The organism is Paraburkholderia sp. BR14312, assembly GCF_040948675.1.
GTDB lineage: Bacteria > Pseudomonadota > Gammaproteobacteria > Burkholderiales > Burkholderiaceae > Paraburkholderia > Paraburkholderia nodosa_A.
Window position 1 is genome coordinate 1 of the sequence record NZ_JBFPKI010000101.1, and the last position, 255, is coordinate 255.

The 255-nt window shown below is 60.0% G+C and carries 1 protein-coding gene; it reads left to right on the plus strand.

What is annotated here, in order from left to right:
• The coding region (locus tag AB3X98_RS42195; RefSeq protein ID WP_368607237.1) for an MFS transporter at nucleotides 1–255 on the plus strand (255 nt) is incomplete at both ends.

Below are 255 nucleotides of genomic sequence, written 5' to 3' on the forward strand. Positions count from 1 at the left end.
TCACAAGGGGCGCGTCCTGCTTGCGGCAGGCATCATGGCGGTGTCCACGGCGGCCAGTTATCTGATGATTCTCTTTATGCCGACGTATGCCGTGAAGCAGTTGCATCTGCCAGCGTCGACGGGTTTTGCGGCGACGGTGCTGACGGGCGCGATCCTGATGGTGTTAACGCCGTTCATGGGGCATCTCGCCGACAAATATGGACGCAGCCGGATGATGACGGTCTCCGCGCTTCTCACGCTGCTGACCATCTATCC